The organism is Pseudomonas sp. C32, assembly GCF_030417915.1.
Taxonomy (GTDB): domain Bacteria; phylum Pseudomonadota; class Gammaproteobacteria; order Pseudomonadales; family Pseudomonadaceae; genus Aquipseudomonas.
Genome location: NZ_JAUHUK010000017.1, coordinates 129,768 through 136,159 on the forward strand (window position 1 = coordinate 129,768; position 6,392 = coordinate 136,159).

The 6,392-nt window shown below is 55.8% G+C and carries 3 protein-coding genes and 2 pseudogenes; 1 reads left to right on the plus strand and 4 read right to left on the minus strand.

Annotation, left to right across the window (positions count from 1 at the left end):
* Nucleotides 1-18 precede the first annotated feature (18 nt).
* From QYH43_RS19810 to QYH43_RS19825, 4 genes and pseudogenes are all read right to left on the minus strand, one after another.
* Nucleotides 19-813 (minus strand): SDR family oxidoreductase, encoded by a 795-nt coding sequence (locus QYH43_RS19810; RefSeq protein WP_301157878.1) that lies wholly within the window; start codon nucleotides 811-813, stop codon nucleotides 19-21.
* Nucleotides 814-1,074: 261 nt separating this feature from the next.
* A pseudogene (gene ltrA, locus QYH43_RS19815) lies at nucleotides 1,075-2,277 on the minus strand (group II intron reverse transcriptase/maturase); the annotation flags it as partial.
* Nucleotides 2,278-2,861: 584 nt separating this feature from the next.
* Nucleotides 2,862-3,197: a helix-hairpin-helix domain-containing protein gene (locus QYH43_RS19820; RefSeq protein ID WP_301157879.1), complete on the minus strand. Its 336-nt coding sequence runs from the start codon at nucleotides 3,195-3,197 to the stop codon at nucleotides 2,862-2,864.
* A 113-nt stretch (nucleotides 3,198-3,310) separates the two neighbouring features.
* Complete coding sequence (locus QYH43_RS19825; RefSeq protein WP_301157880.1) at nucleotides 3,311-5,305, minus strand: nucleoside-diphosphate sugar epimerase/dehydratase; 1,995 nt, start codon at nucleotides 5,303-5,305, stop codon at nucleotides 3,311-3,313.
* A gap of 369 nt (nucleotides 5,306-5,674) precedes the next feature.
* Between QYH43_RS19825 and QYH43_RS19830 the strand changes: the two are divergent.
* Nucleotides 5,675-6,392: pseudogene (locus QYH43_RS19830) on the plus strand (IS3 family transposase); the annotation flags it as partial.

The following is a 6,392-nucleotide window of genomic DNA, read 5'->3' on the forward strand; positions in this document are numbered from 1 at the left end:
AACCCATTGAATGGCGCCTCACTTGTAACGTGGGGCCGCTTTGCTTTTGGAAAGGTTCGGCGCCAAAACATGGCGCGCGGCCACAAAAGCATCCCAATCGGCCACATCCGGCAACGAAGGAATCGTGACCAACTCCCCCTGATCCAGGCCCGACAACGCCGCATCGACCATCTCCCCCGCGTCCATGACCATCTCCGCTGGAATCTGTGAAGCGTCGATACCAGAGCGTTCCCAGATCTCCGTGCGCGTGACACCTGGCAAAACCGCTTGAACCCTGACACCCGTGCCATCCAGCTCCGCGTTCAACGATTGAGTCAGGCTCAGGACGTACGCCTTGCTCGCGCTGTAAGTAGCGTTGAAGCGCTCGGGAAAGAGCGCCACGACTGAAGCGATATTGATAATCGTCCCTCGCCCCGCCTTGGCAAAACTCGCTGCGGCTGCAGAGGCAAGCCGCGTGACAGTTGTGACGTTCAACTGAATCAAGCGTTCCATCTGATCCAGATCGGCATTGGCCAGTAACCCGTCCGCCGCGACGCCCGCGTTGTTGAGCAACAGGCTGATACTCGAATCACTGCGTAACCGTTGCTCCAGCTTCAGAACATCCTCGCTTTGCGTCAGATCGGCCCTGAGCACTTCCACCTGAACCCCATGTTCGACGCGCAACTTGCCGGCAGCGGCTTCCAGGCGATCCTGATCGCGAGCGACCAACAACAAATCAAAGCCGCGGGCAGCCAAACGCTCTGCGTAAATCGCCCCGATGCCCGATGAAGCGCCAGTGACGAGGGCGGTACCCTGGGATTGGACAGCGTTCATGACGGTACTCCTGGAATTGACTCATGAATGACCTGCGTCTGAAAAACCCGGCGCAGTGTCGATGGCGGTTTTATTATAGGCATAATCCATCATTAATATGATAGCCGTAATTTTAGTGGCGCCGACGAAAGGTGCGTGTTGTTCACACATCTAGATGCCTGGGATTCTGGGAGGAAACGCCACTCGCCAGATCGAGTAGGAGGCGGATTTACATCTGCCGTCCTCTCGCACCACCGCACGTACGGATCCGTATACGGCGGTTCAAGATATGCGATTAAGCCGGTTTATCGTTTCCAGTCCCGAGACTAGCCCAAGTTGGTCCCACAGCTTCTTCGGCAACACCTGATTCAGATGAGATGCGCTCGAACTCCACCATGGGCCGCGACCCTTGAAGGCTGATTTTTAGGCGCGTTGCTCGCTGAGCCCCAAGCGCATCTAGTTGTGCGCCCTCGTTGAGTGCTGCTTCCATTGACGCCAGAAGGCGCAGCGAAGCTTACGACGCACCCAGCCGTCAATTTCCTCAAGTGGCCGTCTGCTCTGACTTAGCTTGAAGTAGCCTGCCCACCCACGCAGCACAGGGTTTACCCGCTCGATAACATTCGCCATCTTGTGACCCCGCGCGCCGCGCAGCAGGTCTCTGAGCCGGTCGCGCAAGCGACCCAGGCTCGCCGTCGTCACTCTCAGCCTCGGCTGATGATGCCAGCTCATCCCGTAACCCAAGTAATCACACATCCAAGGTCTGGCGATCCGGCTCTTTTCACGATTCAGCGTCAGTTTCAGGCGCTGATTCAGGAAGCGCTCGACGCCTGCCATCACTCGCTCACCAGCACGACGACTGCGCACATAGATGTTCGCGTCATCGGCATAGCGCACGAAACGATGACCCCGCCGTTCCAGCTCGCAGTCGAGTTCGTTGAGCAGGATGTTCGACAGCAACGGCGACAGCGGGCCGCCTTGCGGCGTCCCTTCCTGCCGTCGACTGACGAGCCCACCTGACATCGTTCCCGCTTCGAGATAGCGACGGATCAGCGTGAGCACCCGCTTGTCTTCGACTTGACGCTTGATGTACGCCATCAATACATCGTGGTTGACCCGATCAAAGAACTTCTCCAGATCGAGTATCACACACCAGCGGTGACCCGCCGCCACATGGGCGCGGGCAGTTTCGATGGCTTGATGAGCGCTTCTACCCGGACGAAAACCGTAGCTGTAGTCCGAGAACAGTGGATCGAAGATCGGCGTGAGCTGTTGCAGTAGAGCCTGTTGGATCAGGCGATCCGCAACGCAGGGAATACCCAGTTGCCGTGTTCCGCCTTTAGGTTTGGGGATGTCGACGGCGCGCACAGCTTGCGGGTGATACTCGTCGGCCAGCAACCGAGTCTTGAGAATCGGCCAATACTGTTTCACGTAGCCCGCCAATTGGTCGACCGTCATGCCATCGGCACCCAGTGCGCCCTTGTTGCTGCCCCCCCAGAGAAGACTGTGACTCCAAGTCCCGGACAGAGTCCGAGGATGACGGCTGACAGAAATTTCTGCATTTCGGTATTCAACGAGACTTTGACGCCTACTGGCGGCATAACTTGTTCGGCCCTTGGTGGCGCGGTTGATCGCCACTTACTAAGGCTTCGGCTGACTTCTGCACGTTCATCCCGCCGTCTCTCGACGCTCGGTAGCACAGTGGCAAACGTGCAGATCTCCCAGGGTAATTCACGCGACCTTCCTGCTTATGCCTGTCGGATCTACGTCGCAGCGTTCCGTGCAAGTATTGGGCTTTGAGGATACATCTTACCCCGCTGCGCCGCCTCTATCCGCTTCCTGTTCGTCAGGCCAGCATTTTGCCTCGGGCTTCCTTCAGATTCGCAGTCACCCACGACACCCTTGCCTCTGGCTAACACTTCCCCTTGCCGGGTGTGTAGAGGACTTTTACCTCCAAGTCACCAGCGAGGCCACCACAGCCAAGCTGGTTGCGCTAACGCGCAACGCGCCATGCCTGGCGCACAAGCAAAAAAGGCCGGTCAATGACCGGCCCCTGGCGTTGAGTTACAAGCTTAGTTCACATGAAGTTTTTCACGGTTTTTGTCCAGAATCGCTTTACCTATCCCCTTCACTTCCAGCAGTTCGTCTACGGATGAAAATGGCCCATTACTTTCACGATAAGCAACAATCGCCTTGGCTTTGGTCTCTCCGATACCCATCAACTCGCGCTGCAGTGTCGGGGCATCGGCTGCATTGAGATCGACTTTACCAGACTGCGCCTTTGGGGCAACCTCCAGGGTCAGAGGTGGGCTGGTAGATTCGGGTTTCGCCGCCGGCGCGGCGATGGTGGCAACAGAAGCGCTGGTGAGCAGGGCAAAAACCAGAGAGTAGAAATAGCCAGTACGCATAATTGAAGCTCCATGACATCGTTTTTAGAAAGCAGCTTTTCCGAAGCTGCCTTCCAAACTTAGGCTATGAGATGGAACTGTCAAAAATGTGTCCGTTACAGGATGTGAAACAATCAGGGCTCGAGACGGCGTTGCTGGTAGATCCAGTCGACGATCTCGCCATCGGGTGTGTAGCCGCTGACGGTTTCGCGCAGGATTTGGCGGACGCGGGAGTAATCGTCCTGCTCAACGGCATTCAGCAACTCCGTTAAACGGGGTTTGAGTAAGTCCCAGGGTAGATGGTCTTCGTTGGCGGTCATAATCATCGGGTGCTGCGTGGCCGCTACGTTGTCACCGATCAGCAACTCCTCATAGAGCTTCTCGCCCGGGCGAAGACCGGTAAATTCGATCGAGATATCCCCTTGCGGATTCTTCTCCGAACGGATGCTCAACCCGGAAAGATGAATCATCCTCTCCGCCAGTTCGACAATTTTTACCGGCTCCCCCATGTCCAGAACGAACACATCACCGCCCTGCCCCATGGAACCTGCCTGGATCACCAACTGCGCGGCTTCGGGGATGGTCATGAAATAGCGGGTGATTTTGGGGTGTGTGACTGTCAAAGGGCCACCAGATTTAATCTGGCTATGGAAGAGCGGGATCACGGAACCCGACGAACCCAGCACATTGCCAAACCGAACCATTGTGAAACGGGTTTTGTTGACTCGGGAAACATTGGCCTTGTCGCCGAACAAAACGGGGGCAATTTCACGGCTCAGGGCTTGTAGGGTCAGTTCGGCGAGGCGCTTGGTGCTGCCCATGACATTGGTGGGACGAACGGCCTTGTCAGTGGAGATCAGCACAAAGTTGGAAACGCCGGACTGCAATGCCGCCTGGGCTGTATTCAGCGTTCCGATCACATTGTTCAGCACGCCTTCGGCGATGTTGTGCTCTACCATTGGCACATGTTTGTAAGCAGCGGCGTGGTAGACCGTGTCCACTCCCCAGGTCTTCATGACATCCAGCAGCTTGTGCGGGTGGCGGATGGAACCAAGTATCGGCAACAACTTGATCGATACCGACTCACGAATGCCGCGTTGCTCCAACTCCGAGAGGATGCTGTAGAGGTTGAACTCGCTGTGATCGAACAACAGAAGTGTGGTCGGCCCTAACAGGAAAATCTGTCGGCAAAGCTCAGAACCGATCGAGCCTCCAGCGCCAGTGACCATCACAGTCTTGCCTTTGATACAACGCGAGAGCAAATCTGGTTGCGCCGGCACGGAGTCACGGCCCAACAGGTCAGCAATATCAACTTCCTGGATATCTTCGACCTTTACCCGCCCGCTGGCGAGATCGGTGAAGTTTGGAACGCTTCGAATGTGAAGCGGGAAATCTTCCAATAGATTAAGAATTTCCCGGCGGCGTGCACGAGTAGATGACGGCAGGGCCAAGAGGATTTCCTGGGCGCCGGTGACGTCGATCATTTGTTGAATGTGCTTGGGTTTGTAGACCTGGAGCCCTGAGATAGAGCGATTTGCGATACTTTCGTCGTCGTCGATAAAGGCCACTGGGCGCATCACCCGGCCCATGCGTAGTGCCGCCACAAGCTGGTTTCCGGCGACACCGGCGCCATAGATGGCAACCTTGGTCAAGCCATCGTCACGACTAGTGAATGGCACGTGCTGCGCGGCAGTGAACCAGTCGCCCATGAAGTATTGTCGCATGCACAGGCGCAAGCCGCCGATGATCACCATGCTGAGCCACCAATAGTTAAAAATGATGGAGCGCGGCACTACGGCCTGGTGATTACTGTACCAATAGACGACGACGACCAGAATCAGCGATGACAGGCTAACCGCCTTGACGATTGCAATCAGGGCATCGTTGCCAAAATAGCGCATGACAGCGCGGTACATGCCGAAGCGGATGAAAAGCGGGATAGCGATTATCGGGGCGCAGATGAAGAGCCAGAAGTGAGCTCTGAGCGGGTTGTACATGTCGTCGATGCCTAGGCGGACGATGAAGGCCAGCCATAGCGCACCCCAGACTAGTAGCACGTCCATAAGGACCTGGATCAGCCTTTTTTGCCGCCGAGGCAGCGCCAGCAAGAAAGCTCTTACTCTATCCATATGCCTTTCCACCACATCAGCTTGCTCCGTTTAACTGAAATAAATAATGATAGCGGGGGGGGGACCCGCTAGCGTAAATCGTCGGTCAACCTAAAATGGGGTCTTCGCGCTTTATAGGGTGTACATCAGACAGATTCCTAGGCTCATCCCCAGCCAGATAGGCCAAATTCTAAGCCAAACCTATAATACAAACGACCGAAATCGTCACCGCTGGTTAAGTAAGCCTTCCTTCCCTTTCGACGATATGGATTCATAGTCTGGTCAGCGTAGCAATGCGCTCCCAATTCAGATGACGTCGTTGACTCTGTAGTGGTCTAATGAAACCGGACACCCATTTAGGCGAGAATGCTCGCCAGATCGAGGTGTCAGATGACCAAACAACGCCGCTCCTTTACTCCTGAATTCAAGCGCGAGGCTGCCGACCTTGTGCTCAAGCAAAACTACAGCTACATCGAAGCCAGCCGTTCACTCGGCATTGGTGAGTCGGCATTGCGCCGCTGGGTTGACCAGATTCAGAAAGAACATAAAGGCGTCACCCCGCAGAGCAAGGCACTGACTCCGGAACAGCAAAAAATTCAGGAGTTGGAAGCCCGGATTGCCCGGCTTGAGCGAGAGAAATCTATACTAAAAAAGGCTACCGCGCTCTTGATGTCGGAAGATCACGAGCGTTCGCGCTGATTGACCAGTTGAGCGCACATGAGCCGGTTGATTGGCTGTGCAAGGTGTTTGACGCCACTCGCTCGTGTTACTACGCCCAGCGCCTGCGGCGCCGCACGCCCGATGTTGAACGGCTTCGATTGCGTAGTCGCGTCAGTGAGCTGTTCTCGCAAAGTCGCAGCTCTGCGGGCAGTCGCAGCATCCTGTCGCTGATGCGTGAAGACGGTGAGCAACTCGGTCGATTCAAAGTGCGTAGCTTGATGCGCGAGCTTGATTTAGTCAGCAAACAACCCGGCTCCCATGCCTACAAACGAGCGACAGTAGAAAGACTGGAAATCCCGAACACATTGAACCGCGAGTTCGACGTGCCAGTGCCCAATCAAGTCTGGTGCGGCGATATCACCTACATTTGGGCGCAAGGAAAGTGGCA

What these genes read in the sequence shown, in the direction of transcription:
- QYH43_RS19810 (WP_301157878.1), bottom strand. Translation starts at nt 813, where the DNA reads ATGAACGCTGTCCAATCCCAGGGTACCGCCCTCGTCACTGGCGCTTCA.
- QYH43_RS19820 (WP_301157879.1), bottom strand. Translation starts at nt 3,197, where the DNA reads ATGCGTACTGGCTATTTCTACTCTCTGGTTTTTGCCCTGCTCACCAGC.
- QYH43_RS19825 (WP_301157880.1), bottom strand. Translation starts at nt 5,305, where the DNA reads ATGGATAGAGTAAGAGCTTTCTTGCTGGCGCTGCCTCGGCGGCAAAAA.